The sequence below is a fragment of the Acetobacterium sp. genome, assembly GCF_039830195.1.
Classification (GTDB): Bacteria; Bacillota; Clostridia; order Eubacteriales; family Eubacteriaceae; genus Acetobacterium.
In genome coordinates this window covers 21,116-43,220 of sequence record NZ_JBDODG010000007.1, presented here as the reverse complement: position 1 = coordinate 43,220, position 22,105 = coordinate 21,116, and the positions used below count along the sequence as shown (strand labels likewise).

At 45.5% G+C, this 22,105-nt stretch carries 24 protein-coding genes; 13 read left to right on the top strand and 11 right to left on the bottom strand.

Annotated elements, in window-relative coordinates; all coding sequences use genetic code 11:
- Positions 1–38: 38 nt before the first annotated feature.
- Entirely contained in the window at positions 39–1,028 is a 990-nt protein-coding gene (locus tag ABGU93_RS02630) for a uroporphyrinogen decarboxylase family protein (RefSeq protein WP_347411956.1), read from the bottom strand.
- A 532-nt stretch (positions 1,029–1,560) separates the two neighbouring features.
- Between ABGU93_RS02630 and ABGU93_RS02625 the strand changes: the two genes are divergently transcribed.
- Positions 1,561–2,337 carry an epoxyqueuosine reductase gene (locus ABGU93_RS02625; RefSeq protein ID WP_347411955.1) on the top strand — a complete coding sequence of 259 codons (777 nt, stop codon included), beginning with the start codon at positions 1,561–1,563 and terminating at the stop codon, positions 2,335–2,337.
- Between the two features lie 62 nt (positions 2,338–2,399).
- On the opposite strand, the gene ABGU93_RS02620 is transcribed toward ABGU93_RS02625, so the two are convergent.
- Positions 2,400–3,314 carry an MFS transporter gene (locus tag ABGU93_RS02620; RefSeq protein WP_347411987.1) on the bottom strand — a complete coding sequence of 305 codons (915 nt, stop codon included), beginning with the start codon at positions 3,312–3,314 and terminating at the stop codon, positions 2,400–2,402.
- 583 nt (positions 3,315–3,897) lie between these two features.
- Between ABGU93_RS02620 and ABGU93_RS02615 the strand changes: the two genes are divergently transcribed.
- The 6 genes from ABGU93_RS02615 to ABGU93_RS02590 all read left to right on the top strand — a co-directional run bounded on the left by ABGU93_RS02615 (position 3,898) and on the right by ABGU93_RS02590 (position 10,756).
- On the top strand, positions 3,898–5,310 hold the full coding sequence (locus ABGU93_RS02615; protein ID WP_347411954.1) for a LuxR family transcriptional regulator: 1,413 nt from the start codon (positions 3,898–3,900) through the stop codon (positions 5,308–5,310).
- Between the two features lie 141 nt (positions 5,311–5,451).
- Positions 5,452–5,961, top strand: coding sequence for a hypothetical protein (locus tag ABGU93_RS02610; protein WP_347411953.1), 510 nt, complete (start codon positions 5,452–5,454; stop codon positions 5,959–5,961).
- Positions 5,962–6,105: 144 nt separating this feature from the next.
- A complete protein-coding gene (locus tag ABGU93_RS02605; RefSeq protein ID WP_347411952.1) occupies positions 6,106–6,735 on the top strand; it encodes a hypothetical protein in 630 nt (209 codons plus the stop codon).
- 12 nt (positions 6,736–6,747) lie between these two features.
- Positions 6,748–9,036: a zinc-ribbon domain-containing protein gene (locus tag ABGU93_RS02600; protein ID WP_347411951.1), complete on the top strand. Its 2,289-nt coding sequence runs from the start codon at positions 6,748–6,750 to the stop codon at positions 9,034–9,036.
- A gap of 17 nt (positions 9,037–9,053) precedes the next feature.
- On the top strand, positions 9,054–10,382 hold the full coding sequence (locus ABGU93_RS02595; RefSeq protein WP_347411950.1) for a zinc ribbon domain-containing protein: 1,329 nt from the start codon (positions 9,054–9,056) through the stop codon (positions 10,380–10,382).
- Between the two features lie 14 nt (positions 10,383–10,396).
- Positions 10,397–10,756 (top strand): zinc ribbon domain-containing protein, encoded by a 360-nt coding sequence (locus tag ABGU93_RS02590; protein WP_347411949.1) that lies wholly within the window; start codon positions 10,397–10,399, stop codon positions 10,754–10,756.
- A 179-nt stretch (positions 10,757–10,935) separates the two neighbouring features.
- Here the strand turns inward: ABGU93_RS02590 and ABGU93_RS02585 are convergent, their stop codons facing one another.
- The 9 genes from ABGU93_RS02585 to ABGU93_RS02545 form a co-directional block, all read right to left on the bottom strand.
- Entirely contained in the window at positions 10,936–11,283 is a 348-nt protein-coding gene (locus ABGU93_RS02585; protein ID WP_347411948.1) for a phage holin family protein, read from the bottom strand.
- Positions 11,284–11,302: 19 nt separating this feature from the next.
- Positions 11,303–11,617: a hypothetical protein gene (locus ABGU93_RS02580; protein ID WP_347411947.1), complete on the bottom strand. Its 315-nt coding sequence runs from the start codon at positions 11,615–11,617 to the stop codon at positions 11,303–11,305.
- Positions 11,607–12,044 carry a hypothetical protein gene (locus ABGU93_RS02575; protein WP_347411946.1) on the bottom strand — a complete coding sequence of 146 codons (438 nt, stop codon included), beginning with the start codon at positions 12,042–12,044 and terminating at the stop codon, positions 11,607–11,609. Before ABGU93_RS02575 ends, ABGU93_RS02580 begins: the two co-directional genes overlap by 11 nt.
- A 19-nt stretch (positions 12,045–12,063) precedes the next feature.
- Positions 12,064–12,453, bottom strand: coding sequence for a DUF2089 domain-containing protein (locus ABGU93_RS02570; protein ID WP_347411945.1), 390 nt, complete (start codon positions 12,451–12,453; stop codon positions 12,064–12,066).
- Between the two features lie 421 nt (positions 12,454–12,874).
- Positions 12,875–13,717 (bottom strand): nitroreductase family protein, encoded by an 843-nt coding sequence (locus ABGU93_RS02565; protein ID WP_347411944.1) that lies wholly within the window; start codon positions 13,715–13,717, stop codon positions 12,875–12,877.
- Between the two features lie 178 nt (positions 13,718–13,895).
- Positions 13,896–14,972, bottom strand: a complete 1,077-nt coding sequence (locus tag ABGU93_RS02560) for an alpha/beta hydrolase (RefSeq protein WP_347411943.1) — start codon at positions 14,970–14,972, stop codon at positions 13,896–13,898.
- Positions 14,962–15,429 carry a helix-turn-helix domain-containing protein gene (locus ABGU93_RS02555; RefSeq protein ID WP_347411942.1) on the bottom strand — a complete coding sequence of 156 codons (468 nt, stop codon included), beginning with the start codon at positions 15,427–15,429 and terminating at the stop codon, positions 14,962–14,964. The genes ABGU93_RS02560 and ABGU93_RS02555 overlap by 11 nt, the downstream gene beginning before the upstream one ends.
- Before the next feature lie 130 nt (positions 15,430–15,559).
- Positions 15,560–15,880, bottom strand: coding sequence for a DUF1048 domain-containing protein (locus ABGU93_RS02550; protein ID WP_347411986.1), 321 nt, complete (start codon positions 15,878–15,880; stop codon positions 15,560–15,562).
- Between the two features lie 29 nt (positions 15,881–15,909).
- The gene (locus tag ABGU93_RS02545; protein ID WP_347411941.1) at positions 15,910–16,251 is read right to left on the bottom strand and encodes a PadR family transcriptional regulator; all 342 of its coding nucleotides are present in this window, start codon (positions 16,249–16,251) and stop codon (positions 15,910–15,912) included.
- A gap of 227 nt (positions 16,252–16,478) precedes the next feature.
- Here ABGU93_RS02545 and ABGU93_RS02540 point away from each other — a divergent pair, with 227 nt between their 5' ends.
- The 6 genes from ABGU93_RS02540 (at position 16,479) to ABGU93_RS02515 (ending at position 21,877) form a co-directional block, all read left to right on the top strand.
- A complete protein-coding gene (locus ABGU93_RS02540) occupies positions 16,479–17,300 on the top strand; it encodes a pentapeptide repeat-containing protein (protein ID WP_347411940.1) in 822 nt (273 codons plus the stop codon).
- Between the two features lie 39 nt (positions 17,301–17,339).
- Complete coding sequence (locus ABGU93_RS02535; protein ID WP_347411939.1) at positions 17,340–17,906, top strand: DUF4256 domain-containing protein; 567 nt, start codon at positions 17,340–17,342, stop codon at positions 17,904–17,906.
- Positions 17,907–18,192: 286 nt separating this feature from the next.
- The gene (locus tag ABGU93_RS02530) at positions 18,193–19,080 is read left to right on the top strand and encodes a fructose bisphosphate aldolase (RefSeq protein ID WP_347411938.1); all 888 of its coding nucleotides are present in this window, start codon (positions 18,193–18,195) and stop codon (positions 19,078–19,080) included.
- 688 nt (positions 19,081–19,768) lie between these two features.
- Positions 19,769–20,221: a DUF3795 domain-containing protein gene (locus ABGU93_RS02525; RefSeq protein ID WP_347411937.1), complete on the top strand. Its 453-nt coding sequence runs from the start codon at positions 19,769–19,771 to the stop codon at positions 20,219–20,221.
- Between the two features lie 62 nt (positions 20,222–20,283).
- Positions 20,284–21,210, top strand: a complete 927-nt coding sequence (locus tag ABGU93_RS02520) for an alpha/beta hydrolase (protein WP_347411936.1) — start codon at positions 20,284–20,286, stop codon at positions 21,208–21,210.
- A gap of 46 nt (positions 21,211–21,256) precedes the next feature.
- Complete coding sequence (locus ABGU93_RS02515; RefSeq protein WP_347411935.1) at positions 21,257–21,877, top strand: dienelactone hydrolase family protein; 621 nt, start codon at positions 21,257–21,259, stop codon at positions 21,875–21,877.
- Positions 21,878–22,105: the final 228 nt, after the last annotated feature.

The following is a 22,105-nucleotide window of genomic DNA, read 5'->3' as shown; positions in this document are numbered from 1 at the left end:
AGGAGTACAACGTAATTAAAGATAGGTCAGACCTTAAACTATGCGATGGGTTTTTGTTGGGCATATTCCCGGCCATATTTCAACAGTTCGTCGATAAAGATATTATTGTTCCATTCACGGAAGCAGACGCCGTTGGGGATCGACGGATAGAAACGCCCGCCCGGACAGTAGGTATCGACCGCCCGCCGGACTTCTTCGCGAATTTTCTCTTCCGTAATATTTTCCACGTCGATCTTAGGTCCATCAATGCCACCGACCATGGCCAGTTTGCCTTGGGTGAGGGCCTGGATTTTTACGATGTCATTCTGAGCGATGACGCCCTGCCAGATATCGATACCAATCTCCACCAGATCGGTGACAATGGGTTCGAGGATGCAGTCGGCATGATGCATGTAAATCATCCCGCATTCATGGATCGTGTCAGCGATTTCTTTTTGTAGTGGTTTGATGATTTCTCGCCAGACTCGCGGAGGCAGAAACAGGTTTTGTTTGGTGCCCCAGTCGTCATGATAGAAGATGATGTCGGGATGGGTTTCTTCGGCAACTTTCCGGATGTAAGTCATCTTATGATCGGCAATCACCCTCAGCAGCGCTTGCATTTCGTCGGGATATTCCAAATAATTGATTAAGGCAGCTTCCATACCCATCAAAAAATGGCTGCGTTCAAAAAGGCCGCCGGGATAAAAGAAGCAGGCCAATTTTTCATTTCGGTCAATTTGAGCGGCTACTTCTCGGGCCACTGTCCAGTCCAGATCATCGATGGAAGGAACGACCAGCTGCTCTTGCCATTTTTCAATGTCTGTGATGACGACGTTTTCCCGGGTAATGTGGGGGTGGGGGCCGGGTGCTCCGGGCAGGAAGACCCGTACGGTTCCCCAGGAATCCTTGTATTCCTGGCCGTCCTGAGGAAGCAGGGCATCTCGAATAAACAGCGGATCGGGGATAAATTCGACCGCGGCCATCAAATCTCCATAGTAATCTGGCTGTTCGCCGCGATATACTGCCATAACATTTTCTCTCAGATTCATTGAAAAATCTCCTTTTCATTATCAGAATACTGTAAGCGATTGCAAGCAAGGCGATGACCCCACAATATCCTTTTGTAAATATATCAGGAACTGGGATTAAATATTACTTGCAATTAAAATATAACATGGATTATTTGTAAAATCCAGTATTTTATGAAAAAAAGCAAAGAAAGGTTTTTTCGTTCGGGAGAAATATCCTTTTATAAAGCTATTTATTAGGATCTAGTAGAAGACTTCAAGATGAATCATCTCGCATAAAAAAAAGCAATAAAAATTAAATGCGGATAAATAATAAAACAAAAAACAAAGAATGTTAGAGTGCGTCGAGGTAATCAGAAAATCTCCTGCAAACATCTTTGCAGAGCAAATGGGCGGAGCAGTCGTCATGCAATCAAAAATGTGGTATACTGCCAATAATTTCATTGCCAACATTGGCGATCAGGTTTAACCGGAAACAGAGCCATGAAGCGCAATATTTCGATGAATGGATATGTACCTTATAAAGGTTGACATATGCCAGAAAGGGAACAAAATGAACAAAAAGATAATCGGCTTAATTCGTGAATATATTGAAAACTATAAAAAATTGAAACCTGTCGAAACGAGTTGGCGAGAACCGGTGATTGGATTTGCCGATGCTGAAGATCCTCTTTTTTCGGAGTTAAAAAAAATCATTGGACCAAACCATGTCCTGCCCACAGATATTGTCCCGCATGCCAAATCAGTGATTGTTTTTTTTCTGCCTTTTTCCAAAGAAATTGTTAAAAGCAATATCAGCGGGGAAGAAAGTTCTAAAGAATGGGACTACGCCTGTATTGAAACAAATAATCTGATCAATGATCTAAGTAAATATCTGCATGAAACGATAACGGAGATGGGTTTTAATGCCTCATTGCTGCCGTCGACCTATAATTATGATGAAGAAAAACTGATCAGTGACTGGTCCCATCGAAGTGTCGCCTATATAGCTGGGATCGGGAAATTTGGTATCCATAACATGCTCATAACAAGGAGCGGTTGTTGCGGCAGATTAGGAAGTGTGATAACGGATATGGAATTAACGCCTTCGTTAAGAACAAACGAGGAGTACTGTCTTTATAAGGTTAATGGAACATGTAAAAAATGTATTGAGAAATGCGTTAATCAGGCGTTTGAATGGCAGGATGATCAGGTCGTTTTCAACCGTCAAAGCTGTAATGAACAAATCTATGAAAAGATCGTGCCAGAATACCCGATTGGTTTGGGCGATGCTTGTGGCAAATGTATGTGTGGAATGCCATGTTCATATGGCATTCCCGGAAGTATTTGATGACTGAGCCAAACAACAACGTCTACGCGTCATTGTCAGGAGAGCGCATCGTTGGACAGAACCTACGGTACGCGGTCAAGCTCGACAGGTTTTGTGGCACTTTGGTATCCCAGGCTGATGATACCGCAAATGACCAGAATGAAGGCGGATAACATAAACACCGGAATCAATGAGAGCTGTTCGATTAAGATACCTGACAGTGCGGTGCCGATCAGAATCCCAGCAATCATCAACGGTGTGATCAGGCCGTTGATTCTGCCGATATAATCTTCCTGAACATTTTGAATCAAGGGCACACTGATAGCGACTTGAATAAAAGTGATGGTGGCGGCGGCAAAAGCAATCATCCCAAAGAATAAGATTGTTCTGGTTTTGTATTTACTGACGATTGACATGGCGATAATTGCGCCAATCAGAAGCTCCACGCCGGATAATGAATAGAACCACTGGAGGCTTTCACTTTCAATGCATAGTCGATCGGTCAGGATAAAAATGGTTAACGGTTGAATCAGACCTTGAGCTAAACCAAACAAGCTCAGCAATCCACAAAGCACCGTCAACCCCTTATCATAACTGATATAGAGCAAGCCTTCTTTCATTTGAGAGAAGAGCCTGGGCTTAGTATAATCAGCCTTTCTGGAGCTGGCGGGCAATAAGAATTGTACCAGTGTTGAGCATAAAAACAGGACGGCAATGATTGTCAGCGAAAAGGTAATGCCGAGGATTTGATAGAGCACGGTACCAATAATCGGTCCAATGATAAGATAGAGGGATTGCAGCGCTTGAGAGAGCGAAATCACCGGGGTGATGAGTGTTTCATCAATATTTCGTTTGAACATGATAACCGATGAAGGGGCTGAAAACTGACTGACCATCGAAGAGACGAGGGTAGCGGCAAAAACGGTTTGCCACAAACCTTGATGGATGAGCAAAAGAATAAAAACAACCGAAATACTGTTTAAGAAGTCCCCGGCAATAAGCCGCCAGTTCTGCCTGGTTCATTGTGACAGTTACAAGAACGATTAAAAATTTATCTTCGCTTGACCAGCGTTCCGATGGTGATTCACCGGCTGGGGCTGCAATAGCAGCTGATTTAGCAGCCCGTTTCCATGCGTATAGGGGGTATGTTCTGAAACACCGGTTTCGGCGGTAAGCTGGTTAACTGATTTATTGGTTGGGGGCATCATCTGTCTGATAATATTATCTTTGAATTCCTTACTGTGTCATGTCATCTGGTGGATCCTTCATCTTTGTTAATTACTATAGTAAAGTATTTTTCTCTACCTGAAAACTATCCTAAACGCCCCAATGCATATCTGGAAAGTTTTACAATACAACCCGTACACACAGTCATTGCAATTATATGTTGCCGGATAGTTTTGAAAAACTTTTTGCTAAAATACAAAACGAAAATTTGTGAATAGCAGGTAAAGATGTGAGTATCAAATGCTCATTTTAATTTGTACTAAATCTTGACATAGGCCCATTTTTAACGTTAAAATCAATGAAATAGAATGCGTCACGAACGAAAGCGGCGTAGAAAAGAGAGGAGGCTATCACATGAACGGCCATAAACCAATAAATGCCGGCAGGCTTTCTGTTGCCGGATTTTCATTTCTCTTTGCCTATATTCTGTCGTTTCAGTTCGAGGGACAGGTGCTGTATAGCCTGCTGGAAATGCGTGGGATCAATGCCTCTGCCTACATATTGGCCGCCATGATTGTACATTTCATGGGGCTTCTCACCTGCGGTCTCTTGGTCAGGTCCGGGGCGGCAGCGAAAAGGATAATGCTCGGCGGTATGGGCCTATGCATTGTTGCTACTGTCCCCTTCTTTTTTGCTCCCTCCTATCGATGGATGGGCGGACTGATTATCAGCGGATACTTTAGCGGCTGCGCGGTGGCGGCATGGGGATTTTTTCTCAGGGACTTTACGCCCAAGAACGAACGCATTAAATCCTGTGCAGATGTTCTGATTTATTCCAATCTGCTGATGATTGCAGTCAACGTGGTTGCCATGAACCGCTCACCGTTTATCGGGCTAAGTCTAGCTATGCTTTGCCTTGTGATCGGTATTGCCTTCATCTGGATGCTGCCCTTGGAGCAGGAGAATGAGCAGAACAAAACATTTAAAAATAAGGCACACGGCAGCATTAAAAACCCGCTAATATTACTGTGCCTTTTTGTCTTTATCATTACAATTATTTCTGGACTGATGTATCAGGTCATCAATCCTTCTTTTGAGCATCTGACAGGATTGACGAGCTGGTATTGGGCCGTGCCTTATATTGTAGCGCTTGTTATTATGCGAAATTTACCCAAGAAAGCAAAGCGTTCCAGAATTTTGTATATCGGGATGGCAATGCTTATAGGAGCATTCATCAGCTTTATGCTATTAGGGCGAAACACTTCCGACTATCTGATTGTGGATACACTGATGCTCGGTGCTTGCGGTATTTTTGATCTCTTTTGGTGGAGCATTCTTGGAGAAATGGTGGATTATAGCGACAACCCCACACAAACCTTTGGCATTGGGCTTTCTGCCAATGTATTTGGCGTCCTTTGCGGAGACTTCTTAGGAATGGCGGTAACATCCATTGGGCTTCTCAGTGCGGAGGTTGCTGTGATTGCCCTTACTGTGGTTTGCGTTACACTGGTTATGTTGCCGCCACTGAACCACCAGCTTGTTTTACTGCTGAAAAGCCATACCTACCTTGCCGTTTATGACAATATGAATCAGTCACAGCAAACGGACATTGTTCGTCAAATTAAAACACTTGGTCCGCTAACCGTCCGAGAGCAAGAGGTATTGCAGCTTATCCTTTCCGGCAAATCCAACCGCGAAATTGCTGGGGCTTTGTTTATCAGTGAGAGTACTGTAAAAACACATGCAAGGAATATTTTTTCAAAATATGATGTAGGTAGTCGTGCAGAACTCATCAGCACCCTGCTGAAGAATCATGGGATTGAATGATACATAAAACTCCATAAATAAAGGGTTTAACTGGCCTCTCATACTAAAGTATGAGGGGCTTTTTAAGCAGAATCATCCTTTCGAACGATGCTTTTTGAGGTATCCTACCTTAAAATTTATACAAAAGGAGGGTTGGTGCATATGAAATTAATCCGCAAACGTCGCAATGGTTATGCCTTATTGTTCGCAGCTAGTATTTGTTTGGCGGTGTGGCTCGGCATGGCATTCATGGTAGAAGCGGTTTTCACCCTTGGAGTGATCAGCCTTATCTCTCTCGTGTTATTGGTGAGGCAGAGTCGTCTGCTCTATGACGCAACACTCATTTGGGATAATCGCATCCTTGCGGTGCCATCGGCTCTTATTTCAACAGAAGACAGCCTTAAGCAAGCTGACACGGAGGAAACTGTGGTATCTACTTTTGGTATCTTAATTGGTAGCACAATCTACCGATGGGGTCTCGACGGGGTACATGGTGTGCGTCTGAGCATCGTTCAAATTGATCAGGAACGAATGTATCTGATCTTTGGCGATAAGAATCAGTCCATGCGGGTAGAGCTGCTACACGGTATGCTTCATAAACAGACGGTTGTGGAGTCCGCACAAAAGCTGTGGCATGAAACAGGCATAAAGGCGGAAATCTGTGATTGGTAACGAAAGTGTCGGCTCGTTGATACTTATATTTGTTGTTACTTCTGAGTATGAGAGAATTTATGTTTCTGGAACTGCTGATTTAATCGGAGAAAAAGGTGCAGCAAGGATTACTCCGTTCGGCGCGAAGTAAATCAAGGAGGATTGATGAAATTGAAGAAAGGTTTGATTGCCGTGCTTATCGCGGCCAACCTGCTGATGCTTGTGATAGGCGTTCTCACGATACCGCCTAATCTGCAGTCAGCAGAAAAAAAGGAACCGTCTGTGCCGAGGGCAGAGCAAACAGAGTCCGTCACACCGTCGCCGGAGGAAACAGGCGTGAGCTTATCCACGGAGGAACGGCCCGGTTTGGAGGACTTTCTCTGGTACACAGAGGGCGTGGCTTACGACGGCGTTCCAGCCGATGCGAGTATCATCGATAAGATCGGCCCGCTGACCGGGAGCTGGAAAGCGCTGATTTTCTATGACCCCAACAACGAATACGATGCGGTCGCTATGGAGTTTCTCAATATCGCCCTTGCGGGTACTGCTGAGAGTCTGAACCTCACCCTTGACTGGTATCAGATTTTTTGGGCAAATGAGGGAGAGAGCTTTGATGAGACGGAGATGGAGGACGGCCGATTCAGCGGTAAGTGGGAAAACGGCGGCTTGTGGGCGTCCAGCGGGGGAACAATTCGCCTGACGCAGTTCTACGAGCTTAACGGAAAGCAATACGCCGTCGGCACGATGGATACGCCCGGCGGGATACCGGCGCTTGTGGCGCTGGTGCGGCCATAAGGAGGTGCGGACATGGGGAAATATTGTACGAATTGCGGCAATGAACTTTATAGCGGCGCTCACTTCTGCGCCAAATGCGGCGCGGGGGTACTTGAAGCGGCCGCAAATCCTGTGGCTGCAGCACAGCCAAAACCTGTGCCACAGCCAATCACCGAGGCCTTGCCACAAAAACGGACTCCGCCTGCTGCGACGTCGAAAAGAAAAAGCGCCACAGCACCAAAAAGAAGCAAAGGGCGCAATACGCTGTGTATTGTGCTGTCCGCCTTACTCGTCATACAGAGTGTAACAGTGGCCCTCTACGGCTGGCCGGGGTTTATGGTCGGCGGTGGGTTTAAGCGCCCATCTGTACAGAAAAGTGATAGCTTTACCTTGCAGGAGGGGCAGACCGCAGTTTCAACCGACAGCGGCGTGACAGTGGATTTTGGCCCATACAACGTGATGGATGGAGAAAGGGTATCGGTCAAGGAGCTGTCAGCCGACAGTGACACCATAGAGGGCGCCATACGCACGGCCTATGACATTTCAGCTAGTGAACGCACTGTATTTGACGGCCTTTTGACGATCACGCTGCCCTATGACGAAAGCGAAACCGATTCTGCTGACGAGGGTGGCTCCGTGCTAGCGGAGTATTTTAACCCCGAAACCGGTGAATGGGAGCTGGTTGACTATACCGTAAACACCGCCGATAACACCCTTACCATCACCACCGATCATCTTTCGGAATACTGCACCGTCACCTTGCGGGACGCCGGTTCGCCCTACGCGCTGCTGTCCAAATTCAGCAGCAGGCGGCTAGACGATGAAACTGCGATGGCGATCCTGCGTGAGTATGAACAGACCGGGCAGCCCGGCGAGGTAGGCGACAGTCTCTTGAGCGAGTTCTATGAACAGCTCTTATACATTCCAAATCTTGGTGACGCTGAAGCGGGGCTGCTTCATGAGGTCTTGGGCTGGCTGACCGACGTGTTTGAGCTGGCAGAACAGGGCGTCGGAAACAAAGAAATGGCAAGTGTTTGGGAGAAAAGCGGTTATATGTTGTTGGGACTTTCTGCATTATCGCTGGGCGACACCATGATCGACGCATATAAAGGCAACGAGTCAGCCGAAACCGTGGCGGCTGAGGCGTATAAGCTGTCATACAATGTGGGCGTGGCAATGCTGGACTATAAAAGGATAAGCACCGGCATGATACAGCTCTCCATGCTGGGGGTCATCGCCCTCGACTATTCTCTGAACAAGTTCATGGTGGCAGCCGACCAGACTTATAAGGACGCCCTGTTTAAGGTGGTCATCGCCTACAACGAGGAAATCCACCCGTGGACGGAGGCCGAATGGTACGCTCGTATTATGGGTCTGTATAAAACCCGTGGCGATGACCCGGAGAAGTTCAACGCCGCCCTGCGCGGTATCATGGAGAATTACAGCTCCCGCTACTTCTACGACAATCCGGAGGAACAGCTTGTAGCCACTAACGAAGCTGGGCTGCACACTTACACGACGGGACTCCTGCCCGCAACAGATGCCGCCAGGGAGTATTGCATCGAGCAGTATATGGTGCGTTTGAGTGAAAGTCTCCAGCCGGTGCTGGAAGACGTTATGAAGAAGATCCGCTACGACAACCGAAAGGCATACAGTGAAAACGCCACGGAGCTGCGGAAAGCGCTCAACGCACCGCTGGAGTTTGAAATCATTGAGGAAATTCCCGATGGTGAAAAGAGCAAATACGCGGGCTGTACCATTGATATCTGCCGCCCCGATGCCCTCGTCGATGAAAATTGGACGACGGTTCTGGATAAGGATGGGCGTGCAGCCATAGACGCCACCATCTTGGGGTATATGCAGGCAGGCATCCCCACTCAGCTTCGTTTATGGAACAAGGGCGATGACGAGTTTGAGGACGACCCGATACTGACACAAACCTTCAAGGTGACGGAAAAGGTTACGGTGATTTTGTTGGGTGACACGGGCATCACCCCAAAATGGTTTGAGGGAAACTGGAAAAGCGTGGAATATGACACGATCATTCGTTTAGGCATCCCGGACGACAAAACATTGGATTATACAGCATTCATCAACGGAGCGGATTTAACTACCCGGACAGCCATTACCTTTGACCCGAAAACAGCTTCGATTACGACGGAATACGCCTCCGACCTCGTATCATTACGCGCAACTACCTATTACGGTTATGTAGAGGACGGCAAAGACTATATCCGTAGTGGCCCATATAGTGGGGAAAGGATTCCGGGCAAGGAATTTATGTATTCCGAAAATGAGCATTTATATGTGCGGGTGGATTGAACAAAAGGAGGAATATCATGGCAAAGAAGAAAACAAATAAAAACATCCCCCTGCCCATTCTCATCCTTATCTGTGCTGTACTGCTGTTTGCTATGTATTTGAGCCTCTCTACGCTGGCGCTGGCAATATGGGGCGATTCCGTTATGGGTACAGTGGACAGCTATCAGGCGCGACTGGATGATACGGGCGCGGGGCAAAACCGATCCCGAACCGTTTCCAAGGGCTATTGGTTTGTGGCAAACAGCAAGGAGTATCGCGGCTATGTGATGTATGGCAGCGACGAGGCGTGGCCGAGCTTAGACGAGGGCGAAACGCGCTCCGAGCGCATCCGCTACCTTGACCTTTTCCCCTATGTCAACAAGCCCGCCGCGCTGTGCGAATTTGATGAGATGGGCGAGGTGGCGATCATTTACCATATCCTCGCCCCCATCGGTTATCTGCTTTTGCTTTTGCTTGTCATACGCACAGCCAGACGGGGAAAAAAGAATAAAACAGCGGCGATGAAACCCGCCGCACCTCAAACAATCAAAGCAAGGAGTGATAAAGATATGTTTTGTCCTAACTGTGGAAATAAACTGTCGGAGGGTTCAGCTTTCTGTTCGGCCTGCGGCGCAAAAACACAGGACAGCGCCTCTGGCGTGTGTGCGGCCTGCGGCGCAAAGTTGCCGGAGGGAGCCGAATTTTGCATCGGCTGTGGAGCGGCAGTGAGTCCGGCAGTGCCGCAGCCGATGGAGCCGAGCCGTTCGGCAGCTCCCGCACGATCACAGGGTGGTACGGGGCTGTTCGGATTTTCCGACAGGTATAACTGCCCTGAGATACTGGCAGCAGCACAGAAAAACAAAAAATTCTCCATTGGCTGTATGTGGATTTTGGTTTTTGTGCCGCTCATCGGCTTTCCCGTCGCCGGTCTGCTGATGGACGATTTCCCCTTTGGAGAATCCCTTGTCATCGGTGTGGGCATCGCTGCTGTCATGCTGGTCATTAACCTGCTGGCACTGCGAAAGACCAAGCAGCCCATGTTGGAGGGCGTAGTCGTCAATAAGTACAGCAAGGAAAAAAGCGAGCATAGAGGCGGCGAGGATGATAACTGGCGAACCTATACGGAATATACCACAATCATCAACACCGACACGGGCAAGAAAAAGACCATCGTGGAAAAGGGCAGTGGGCGGCATATGTACGACTATCTTTCCGTTGGAGATAGGGTGCGGTTTCACCCAAGATTCGGTACATACGAGAAATACGATAAATCCAAAGACCGCATCATCTACTGCAACGTCTGCTCTATGATGAACCCCATACAAAACGACCGCTGCAAGCGGTGTAATAATCTGTTGTTCAAATAAGGAGGATTGCTGAAATGGAGAGATTTAACACCATGTTGGAGGCGGCTGAGTTTGCTGCCACAGTCTGCGGAAGCTGGAGCTTTTCCGCTTCCAATGATAGATACGATGTAAAAGACTTGCTGGTACTTGCCGAAACAGGCGATAGCGAAGACCCCATCGATGAAGACAACTTTTTTGTAGTTTCGCCCGCCGGAGCCATCGGTTTATGCGAGGACGGAGAGGGCATCGACTGGCTGTTTCTGTCCGATGATGTGTCGAATGAGGATTTGCCGCTGTCATACCAAGACGTTCCGCAGATGAAGTTCTGCTCGAAATGTGGCTCCGGCGTTGTTCCCGGTGCTCGATTTTGCGGTCAGTGCGGAACTGCGCTATGAAAATAAAAGGCTAATTTGGATGTGGTTTTAGTTTTCCGTATTCAGTGTGCGTTGCGATATGGTACCACTAGCGCAGATGATTTCTATCTGAAGTTCATCCAAGGTATCTAAAGAAACAGCAAGATACAGGTCCCATACGTCCCTTCGTCATGGTCCGGCTTAATTAGAGATGATAGCGCCTAACAAGATTCCTTATTCATCCCGGTCAAGAGATGATTGAATAAAACAATGATGAAAGCGGCAATTAATGAATTAAGAAAACCACCCATGCTGATATCGGCGACAAAATGGTCTGCAATCATAATCATCCAGGCATTGACAATGAAACTAAATAAGCCCAGGGTGAGAAGACTGAGGGGTAGTGTAATTAGCAGCAGAATCGGCTTTAACACTAAATTTACGCCCAATAATACCAAACCCATAATCAGCAGGGCTGAAATGCTGTCGATATGGATGCTGTATAAAACGAGTGACAGCAAGTAAATCGTCGCAAGGATCGATAGATATTTCATGAACAGTTTTTTCATTTTTACCTCCCAAAACAGTTTATCTGATTTTAATTAAAACCTTGACCTTGTCGGTGGCAACATCGACAAGGTCGTAGGGCTCATCGCTGTTTAAAGACCGTAGCAGGCTCATCACAGCGACAACAAGCTCTTTCACTAAATGGACTGAGACCCGGGAAGATGGATTCGGAGCGGGTGTCTTTGGGGCGAAAAAACATGCGATGATCAGAACATCCAGAAAACTGTCCAGTAAATCTTCAAAAATATATAAGGGGATCGGAAAAGGAATCGTTATGAACCGTTTGTCCTCAATCTGGAGCCGGATCCATAAGCTGCGAAAACCCTTATTCGACATAGACCCGTACCTTTATCATGGTCTGACTGTTTTCGTCCCAGGCTTCCACGTCAACGATATTCGGTTCATCCAGGGTACCACTGATCACCTCTTCGACGATTTTAGCAAAATCGATGCCGGAAAGATCAATTCCCTTTGATTCCATATCTTTTCTGGCATCTGGAGGAAGCACTGCCGTCATGCGATCAGCAATTTCGCCAATAGTCGTCAGCAGCCGGATCGGGATATTGATGTTGACATTGACCGAGTTATTATCCGAGGTCACTTTAACCTTAAAGAATTTATAACCATGGTTGCCAGTTGTGGCAACCGTCTGAATGGTGGCCACGTTACTGGTCATCGTCAGAGCTTCCAGCAATTCCATTCCTTCGGTAGCTGTGATTTGGCCACTTTCGATCATTTCCAATATTTTCTGTTGTTCGTTCATTGTCTAATCTCCCTTTTCTTTATAAATTTTTTATCCGTTCGGTTGCTTCCTTTGAGGTGATTTCACCGTTTGATAGCTGGTCCAGGATTTCATTTCGGGCGGCTGTTTTATTTTCGTTTTCCTTAATCAGTTCCTTTGAGGGCACTTCATAGCCCAGACCTCTGATAACCGTATCCAGTTTACCGCGTACTGTCGGATAAGAGATGCCCAGTTCTTTTTCAACATCCTTAATATTCCCCCTGCACTTGATGAATATTTTGATAAATTCAAGATCTTCGTCTGGCAGACGGCAGAATTCACAAGGCTCAAAATGACCTTCAATGGTGGTGGCACACTTTGAACAACTTAGTTTGGTAATGGAAAGTTTTTCACCACAGATGGGACATCTGCCGGGAGCTTTGTACTTCATTCTTTTCACCAGTCCTATGTTTATTTGATTATAATATACTACCAAAAATTAAATATGTCAAAAATTAAATTAATAATATTAATACATTGATTAATATTATTAATTTAATTATGATAATTGATCAGCTTTTATGAAAAGTGTGAGTTAAGTCAGAAAAACAGCTTAGTATCAGCTGTGTACCGATGGTCTCATGATTAACATAGTTATCATGCTAAGAATTTAAAGACGGAATTACATAAGAAAGAGGAATTATGGACGGAATCGAACGTTTTATCAAAACACGGGAACAGCGTTAAGAAGAGGCATTGCAGGATATAAAAAATGGCCGCAAGCGCAGCCATTGGATGTAGTACATTTTTCTCAGAGTAAAACTTAGGATATAGTTCCGCCGCAAAGTATTGTGCGATCCAAAAGTGGAGGACTATGCCCTGATCCACGAAAAGACATATTCCATATGCTTAGGCAAATCAATCAGTGGTTGGGCCGAGGTGATAAAATGCCCGTCAATTTTCCGTTCTTTCATGGCAAAATCAAAATGGGCGGCAGCAATGCCCAGGTCGACCCGTTGGATATCGTAGGAAAAAGCTTTGCTATAGCCGGGTTCCTTGGCCTCATAAAAATGACAGTTGCCATTGATTAAGACAATGCGCCAGGGTTGTTTATTGGATGCTGATGGTCCCAATCGCACCATTTCCAGAGCAAAGGCCAGGTCGCCAGCCGCAGCGGCCGTCAGTGGTGACTGAAAATCATTGTTAAAAAACAATTGCGGCCACTCTTTCCGTTGATCAGCTTTGATCAGTTTGCGCATCGCTTTTTCTTTAAAATGCTTATGGTCGGCCGCATACCCAACGGGGGTGATGATTGGGAAAATTTCACCAGCTTCGATTTGCATCGCATTGGAAAAACTCTGCCGGTCAAAGGTGCCACCCAGCCAACACGTGCCGAGACCAAGATCGGCCAGATAGAGGACCAGGGCTTCAAATTCATAGCCCAAAGCTTCCAGGGCCAGCGGTTCCGGGGTGATCGTCGTACCAATATAGTGGCTGGCACCTTTGATGACCCCATAGGTACCAAGCTTTTGGGTGTTTGGCCCGGTTTTGATATCAAGGGTATGAAACTTGATGTTGGGACCAAAGGGGTTTTCCAATGAAGCAATAAAAACTTCAATGGCTTTTAGTTTATCGGATTCAATCGCCTGATCCTGATAGTTTCTGACGCTATATCGCTTTTTTACGGTTTCTTCAACGGGAAAATTTATATTCATTGTGATTCTCCTTAGGATAATAATCCGCGTAAATTTTAGACAATTGTATTTTACACAACGCAATCGCCATTGTCAATGAAAAGATATCATTGCTGCCAAACAAGCAGAACCAACAGAAATTTTCTGTTGGTTCTGCTTGTTTGGGTGAAATAGCAGCCAGGCTGGTAAGGCTGGTAAATTATTTTGTTCTATTTTCCAGGTTTTTTACTGCGGAAATGAAAAAGTCGGGATGCTCATAATGAATGTCATGACCGGATTTGATGGTCATGGTTTCGCAAGCGGAGAGGCATGCCTGAACCTTGTGGGCATCTTCATCGCTGTTGGCAGCGTACAAAACCCCGTCCTGACCGTAATTCGTTTCGGCTTTGAGATAAATTGTCGGAGCCGAAATCATTTTTAGCATTGCTTCCTGATCGATCCCGTTCATCCATGAACCATCGTAAAAGGTCTCGCCAAAGGCCAGATCATAGTGGTCAAAGGTGTTCATCAGTCGCAGCCAGGAATAGGGGATCCAGTAGATTCGGGGCCCCTGACCGGGATGTTCAGCGCGGAAGGTCGCAACGGCCGCTGCCACCGGCTCTTTTAGGCCACCAAAAAGGGAAATCATATAGCCATGCTTAAAATAATAAACAACAAAATCGGTTTCATCCGTTTGATTTTGAAAGCTATGAATGGTCGTGAAGGTATCCTGCCAGGCAAAGCAGCCCGATCCTTCCTGCATTTCCGCTGGGGTCACGGAAAAGAGTGGGGGGTCTTCAAGTAGAACGCCGCAGACCAGCTCCGGTGCGTTGGCCCCAAGCCAGGCAGCCAGAATACCACCGGAAGAATGACCAGAGACAAAGCATGTTTCACCGATAACACGCTCCATAAATGCGATCAGCGCCTGGCCGTTGGCCGCACAGGAATAAAGCGCCGGATCATGACTGGATTGACCGTGGCCAAAGCAGTCCACTGCAAAAACATGATAGTTTTTCGATAATTCCGGCAGAACTGCGGCATAATCCTCCCAGGAAACGCCCTGTCCGTGGATTAACAGCAGGGCGGGGCCGTTATCGGGTCCCTCACCATAATTAATAACTGAACCATTATCCAGCGCGGCGGTTTGTTCAGTAAAACCAGCGGCGAGGGTCTGTTGGAGATAACGATCATCGATCGGATGTAAATTGCGATAAAAAAAGTAACCAAGGACGGCGACGCTGCCGATTACTAAAAAAGCCAAAACAATCAGGACTACTTGCATTTTTTTAATCTTCACTTTCGTTACCCTTAACGGTTTGATCGGCATAGCCCAAACCTTGTTTAACAAATTCAAACTGACTGATAAATCGATTGGCGTCAATCAGCGCCAGCCCGCCCTGATTCTCATCACCGAGAATTATCAGACTGTCGCCGGGATTGATCTGGAAGACTTCCCGGGCTTTTTTGGGAATGACAATTTGCCCCCGCTCGCCAACAATCACCGTACCAAAAACGTGCTTGCCTTTTGGCGGCAAGGGTACGCCGGCTGTTTCGGTGCCATTGACGAGGGTATCAAGGGAAATGTTATAAAGCTGAGCCAGGGCAATGCATTTATTCATATCCGGTAAGCTCTCGCCGTTTTCCCATTTAGCAACGGACTGCCGGGAAACCGCGATCTTTTCGGCCACATCTTCCTGCGTGTATTGATGGGTTTTTCGTAGGGTCTGTAAATTCATACTAATCACATTTTTCATATTTTCACCACCTGTGCCTATTTTAGCAGGTTTTGGCAATGACATCCATCAATTGATGTTAACATAATGGCACAAAAAATGTCAGCATTGGTTGCGTTAAGGGGATTATGAGGTATCGCTTTTGCCGCTTTTAGATTTTCGTAATCTTTTTCATGGCCTGATTGACTTCTTGAGCAACTGATGCTTGGTAGATGTCCGCGTATGTTTTTGAATCTTTGATTAGATCGTCACAGAAAGCCGCTACGTCACGGCCGGTCACTTCGAGTACGCCTTTCCCCAGAGCCACGCCGTCTTCAAAAAGATCGACAATCCCCGAGAGCAATTCCGTTCCCTCGGTTAGCTCAACCGGACCGACCTTAAAGAGATATTTTTGAATCTCTTTATAAACAATCTGATAATCTTTCGGCAGCTTTTGGGCCCGGGATTCAAAAATCTGCAATTCTTTAGTCATGTCATTACCGGTAATTTTTTCCCAAAAAGTCATGGTTTGGTCTCCTTTAACTCGTATATTTTTGATGATACGAACGCCCATTTTTCCCAGAACTGCTGCAGTTCTCTGCGTCCCGCGTCGTTGAGCACATAAAACTTGCGCGGTGGCCCCATATCGGACGGTTTCTTCTCGATATCGACGAGGTTATTCTTTTCAAGCCGCACCAAAATGGTGTAGATCGTTCCATCGACAACATCGGTAAAGCCTAGCGCATTCAATCGCCGCGTGATTTTATAGCCATAGGTTTCGCCGCCACTAATAATCTCAAGGACACAGCCCTCAAGCAGGCCTTTGAACATCTCCGTTAAGTTTTCCAGGATAATCACCTCCATACTACTTAGTATTACTTACTACAGCTATATAGTAACGCTATATAGCTGATTTGTCAATAGTAGTTAAAAAATAATTAAAAAATGAATTTAATGAAGGCAAATAATTTGATGTGATCAGTTCGGGAGTTGCGATATAATAAGAATAATATTAAAAAACAGGCGATGAAATCTGAACAGATAACATGATCAAAAAAATTTGGCAGGATAAGATGTAAGGATAGGATAAGATGAAGAATAACAACTACGCTGATTTAGAGGCAGCACTAAAGATTGATTGTGAAAAATGTAGTGGCTTATGTTGCGTCGCATTATATTGTATGAAGACGGATGGGTTTCCCGAAAATAAGCAAGCTGGGGTACCCTGTAAACACTTAATGCCAGATTTTTGTTGCGACATCCATGCGCAGCTGGCAAACAAAAAGATGAAAGGCTGTCTGGCATATGATTGTTTTGGGGCTGGCCAAAAAGTGACCCAAAGCGGTTATGTCAATGTAAACTGGAAAACCAATCCGGAAAAGGCCAATGAAATCTTCCGGGTCTTTAGGATTGTTTTTCAACTTCATCAGATGGCCTGGTATTTATTGGAAGCGGCGTCTTTAAACACTGATAAACGGATCGGTGCGGAGGTTGAGGTGCTGATTGCCCAAAACAGTCAAATGACCGCATTGGCTCCGGCTGAAATTCTGCAGATGGATATAACAAATTATCAAATCGGTGTTAATCAGGTGTTAAAAAAGGTAAGTAATCAACTGGCAGCCGATTCTTTTGACAAAATGGAGCGCCAAGATTATTTTGGTAAAAATTTTAAACGGGCTAATCTTAATGGCCGCAATTTTAGTATGGCGTTGATGATTGCGGCAAATCTGGAAGGCTGCAGCCTGACAGGAACCAATTTTCTCGGTGCCGATTTGCGGGATGCCAACATCAAGAACACCGATTTAAGGGGCAGTCTTTTTTTAACACAAATGCAGATCAACGCCGCCCAGGGAAATGCTAAAACCAAGCTTCCGCCGAATTTATCATCTCCTATCAGTTGGCAAAGCAGGTAACCAGTACACAGCGTTAAATTTTTACAAGGAGGTTTCATGATGAAAAATGCAAACAAAGAATTGTCCTCAGAACAGTGTGAAGAGCTACTCGGTCTTTTGAGCGCCCGTTTCGAAAAGAATATGAATCGTCATCAAGGGTTAACCTGGACTGAGATTCAGGCAAAACTGGAAACTAAGCCAGAAAAACTATGGTCCCTCAATGAAATGGAAAAAACCGGCGGTGAACCGGATGTGGTCGGCTATGATCAGGATAGGAAGGAATACATCTTTTGTGATTGCTCGGCCGAAAGTCCGCACGGCCGTAGAAATGTTTGTTATGATCGCGAAGGATTGGTGGCTCGGAAGGAACATAAACCGGAGAATAGCGCCATTGATATGGCGACCGCCATGGGCATTGAGCTTTTAACGGAAGAACAATATCGGGAATTACAGAAGCTGGGACATTTTGATACGAAAACATCAAGCTGGGTGAAAACGCCGGTTGAGATCAGAAAACTCGGCGGGGCGCTCTTTGGCGATCGCCGTTATGACCACGTCTTTATCTATCATAACAGCGCACCCTCTTATTATGGCGTCAGAGGCTTCCGGGGTCAGCTGAGAGTCTGAGTTTAAGACTGGCTGGATTCACAGTCACAGTTATTGTAAGCAATCTGTTGGATAGGCTTAAGTAGTGCTTAGAATGCTGCAAAATATCATTAAAAGAAAATACGCAGTAGTGATAAAATCGAAAAACAGGGATAAAAGGTTGTAAAATGCAGAAAAGATCGGCGCGTAAATGGGGTCATAAAAGTCCCACTAAAAATTCTTTTTAAAAGTTTGGCTCTGGGGTGGTGCTAAAAGCTTCGAAAAGGTGTATAATACAATGAAAACATATAATAAGCGGAGGTTAGTTATGAATATCTTACAATTGGAGCGAATGAAAAATGACAAAGGTTTTATTGCAGCCCTGGATCAAAGTGGGGGTAGTACACCAAAAGCACTGGCTAGCTATGGAATTCCTAAAGAAGCCTATGCTGATGAAACGGAGATGTTTCAAATGGTTCACGAGATGCGCTCAAGGATTATGAAGAGTCCTGCTTTTACGAAAGATCGGATCCTGGCAGCAATCTTATTTGAAAAAACAATGGATCTGAAAGTAGATGGAAAATATAGTGCGGATTATCTCTGGGAGACGAAAGGTATCGTGCCGATTCTAAAAGTGGATAAAGGTTTATTGGATTTAGAGAATGGCGTTCAATTAATGAAACCGATTTCGGACCTTGATGCCTTACTCGTTCGTGCAAAAGACCGACATATTTTCGGGACAAAAATGCGTTCTGTCATCAAAGAAGCCAATCCAACTGGGATCAAAGCGATTGTTGAACAACAATTTGAACTGGGCAAAATGATTGTTGCGGCTGGATTTATTCCAATTTTAGAGCCGGAGGTTGATATTCATACACCCAATAAGGCTGAAGCGGAAGCCATCCTCAAACAAGAAATCCTTGGGTACCTGAAAACTGTGGATGCGAGCTGTCAGGTTATGTTTAAGCTGACCATTCCAGAGGTTGATAATTTTTATCAAGAGATTATTGCGCATCCAAATGTTGTTAGAACAGTTGCCTTATCGGGAGGCTATTCCCGCGAAGAATCAAATCAAAAACTGGCTAAGAATCCGAAACTGATTGCCAGTTTCTCAAGAGCCCTAACCGAAGGACTTAATGCGAACCAAAGTGATGAAGAATTTAACAAGATGTTAGATGAATCGATCCAATCGATTTACGCGGCCTCGATTAAATAGATTAGCTACACATTAATAACAAAAAACAGGAAGCGTGAGATCAACTGACGAGATTACGCTTCCTGTTTTTTATTTCATACATTTTTAAATCGGTTAATTATGACAAGGCGACGTTTTGTTTGTCATCGCTGCAGCGACATGATACAATAAAAAAAACGGTTGGTTTGGTTATCGTACGATAACCGGATAAAACGGGTGTTGTTACTAAAAAAGCGATCGAAAGGGGCGGTCAGGAAATGAATGATTTATTGCTATTGAGTGGATCGGCAAGCATAGTTTGTTGCTTGATCGTGTTATCAAGAACGACCAAAAATAGTGAACGATCAATCAGGATTTCGAATGCTTTCGTTGCTTGGGCCTGTTTTTTAATCTGTATTTCACACTCAAGTTATATCAATATTATCACCCAGTCCTGGGAAAGCATCAATTTTCGGGCATTATTCTTCAATTTTGGCTTAGTAGCCTTCCTGGTCGGTTTTTTCATTATGTTTATACAGCTGCTAAAAGATCCGATCTACAAGTATTCGCCATACGTTATTATAATTGGAATGAGCCTACTGACCATGTACGGAAACATGGCCATGCCGAGCGGATGAGGGCGATGGGCGTGGTTATGGCAGTTAGTTTATTTGAAAGAAGGCGCTTATTTTTACAGATACTGCTCACTTAATAATTGGAGGTGTTCGTGATGGACAAAAATCTGATGGCCCCCTGTGGTATGAATTGTAGTTTGTGTGTCCACTATCAAATGATGAAAAACGATTTAAAGAAGCAGGGATTTAATCGGAAATATTGTCCCGGCTGTATCCCCAGAGGTGAAAACTGCACCCATATGGGTGATCAGTGTGAGCTGCTAAAAAACGGCCGGATTCGTTTTTGTTATGAATGCAGTGATTTTCCCTGCCGGCGTTTAAAGGGACTGGATAAGCGTTATCGCACCAAATATCATATGAGTATGATTGAAAACCTGAAAGATATTCAGCGAAATGGCATCGATGCTTTTTTGAAAAGCGAAACGGAAAAATGGGCATGTCCTAAATGCGGTGAACCAATCTGTTGTCATAACGGGCTATGTTTGCATTGTGAGCTTGAGACTTTACGAACAAATAAGCGATACCGCTGGAATGAAGAGAACCATTGATTACAATAGAATGTAGCGAAAATTTAGCGCAAAAAATTTAATGATTTATCAGGAGGCCCATTTTGACGAAATACCCGATCCATCCGGACTTTGTAAAATATGAAAAGATGAAAACACCGATAGCACCAGGCTTATTACCGCTGATGAATGGGATTATAGAGCGAGGCTTTAATAAACGCTTGCCGAATCAAGGAGTGCGTGAAATCAGAAAAAGAATTCCCGGCTATCTTCATGAACCAGTGGAGATTATCATCTACGAACCGGAGGAGATAGCGGCGCCCTTGCCCTGTCTGATCTATCTCCACGGTGGCGCCTTTGTGTTGAAGTCGGCCGCCTTTCATAAGCATCTGATCTGTGAATATGCTAAGCATACCCCCTGTAAGGTGGTTTTCGTTGACTATCGGCTGGCACCCAAACATGCTTTCCCGGTGGGGGTGGAAGATTGTTATGCTGCTTTTAATTGGGTCCATCACAATGCGGCAGAAATCGGCATTGATCCCGAAAAAATTGCCGTGGGGGGTGACAGTGCCGGCGGCGCCCTGGCGGCGGCAGTCTGTTTGATGGCGCGGGATCGCAAGGCACCGAAAATCAGTTTTCAGATGCTCATCTATCCGGTCACTGATGCCCGGCAGATAACTGACTCAATCAAGGAATTTGTCGACACCCCGCTCTGGAATGCCCGACAGAATCAGAAAATGTGGCAGCTTTACCTGGGTGATCAGGTTCATCGTGACAAGGCTTACGCGTCGCCGATGGAAGCAACATCCTTTGACAACCTGCCCCCCGCTTATGTTGAAGTGGCCGAGTTTGACTGTCTCCGGGACGAAGGGATTCTTTTCACTGAAGCGCTGCAGCAAAGCCGGGTTGCGGTTGAGTTGAATCAGACCAGAGGAACCATTCATGGGTTTGAAATAGCCGAAACAAGTGAAATAGTCAAAGGCAGCCTAATCCGGCGTGTCGACGCCTTGAAGCGGGCGTTTGGGGATTAGCTGCATCCACCGGCGGTAACACCGCGTTAAGTGTAAAGGGAGACAGATGAATAAGATCGATAATAACCACCAGGCCGCCATCATTATTCTCCATGAAATATATGGGATCAATCCCTTTATTAAAACCCTGGCAGCGGAGTATCAACAACAGGGCTTTGCCGTGTATTGTCCCAACCTCCTGAAGCGGGAGGCTTTTTCATATGCCGAGGCGCAATCTGCCTATGACTATTTTAACCGTGAGGTCGGTTTTGCCTGCTATCAGACGATTGTAGCACAGCTGCGACAACTCAAGCAGACTTACCGACAGGTCTTTATCATGGGTTTTAGTGTTGGGGCAACCATCGCCTGGCGTTGCAGCGAAACGCCGTGGTGTGATGGCATTATCGGCTGTTATGGGTCCCGGATTCGGGATTACTTAGAGCTTCAGCCGGCCTGTCCGGTACTGTTATTGTTTGCTGAACAGGATTCCTTTGATGTGCCGGCAGTGGTCGGCCAAATCAGCGAAAAGACGAGGGTGCAGGTTTATCAATTTCAGGCAAGGCATGGTTATCTTGATCACGGATCGGCGTTTTACGATGAGGAACAAAGCCAAAAGTCGAAGATGAAGATCCAGGAATTTTTAAACAACATTCAGAATGCGTCGGATGAAGGATTCGTAAAGCCCTGATCTTAATGGCTCCTTCACGGTTTATACAAGTTGGCAACCCTTTTTACAAAATTTATATTGAGTTCAACAAAATATATACAAACGTTTACAAAAAAAACTATTTACTTATTAGTAGAAGGTGCTATAATATAGATAAATCAAAGATCAACTAATTCTTTTTAGAATTTAATGATTCTGATCATTGAAAAGTAAAGACTAATCAACCAGCCAATAAAGTTAACGATACGT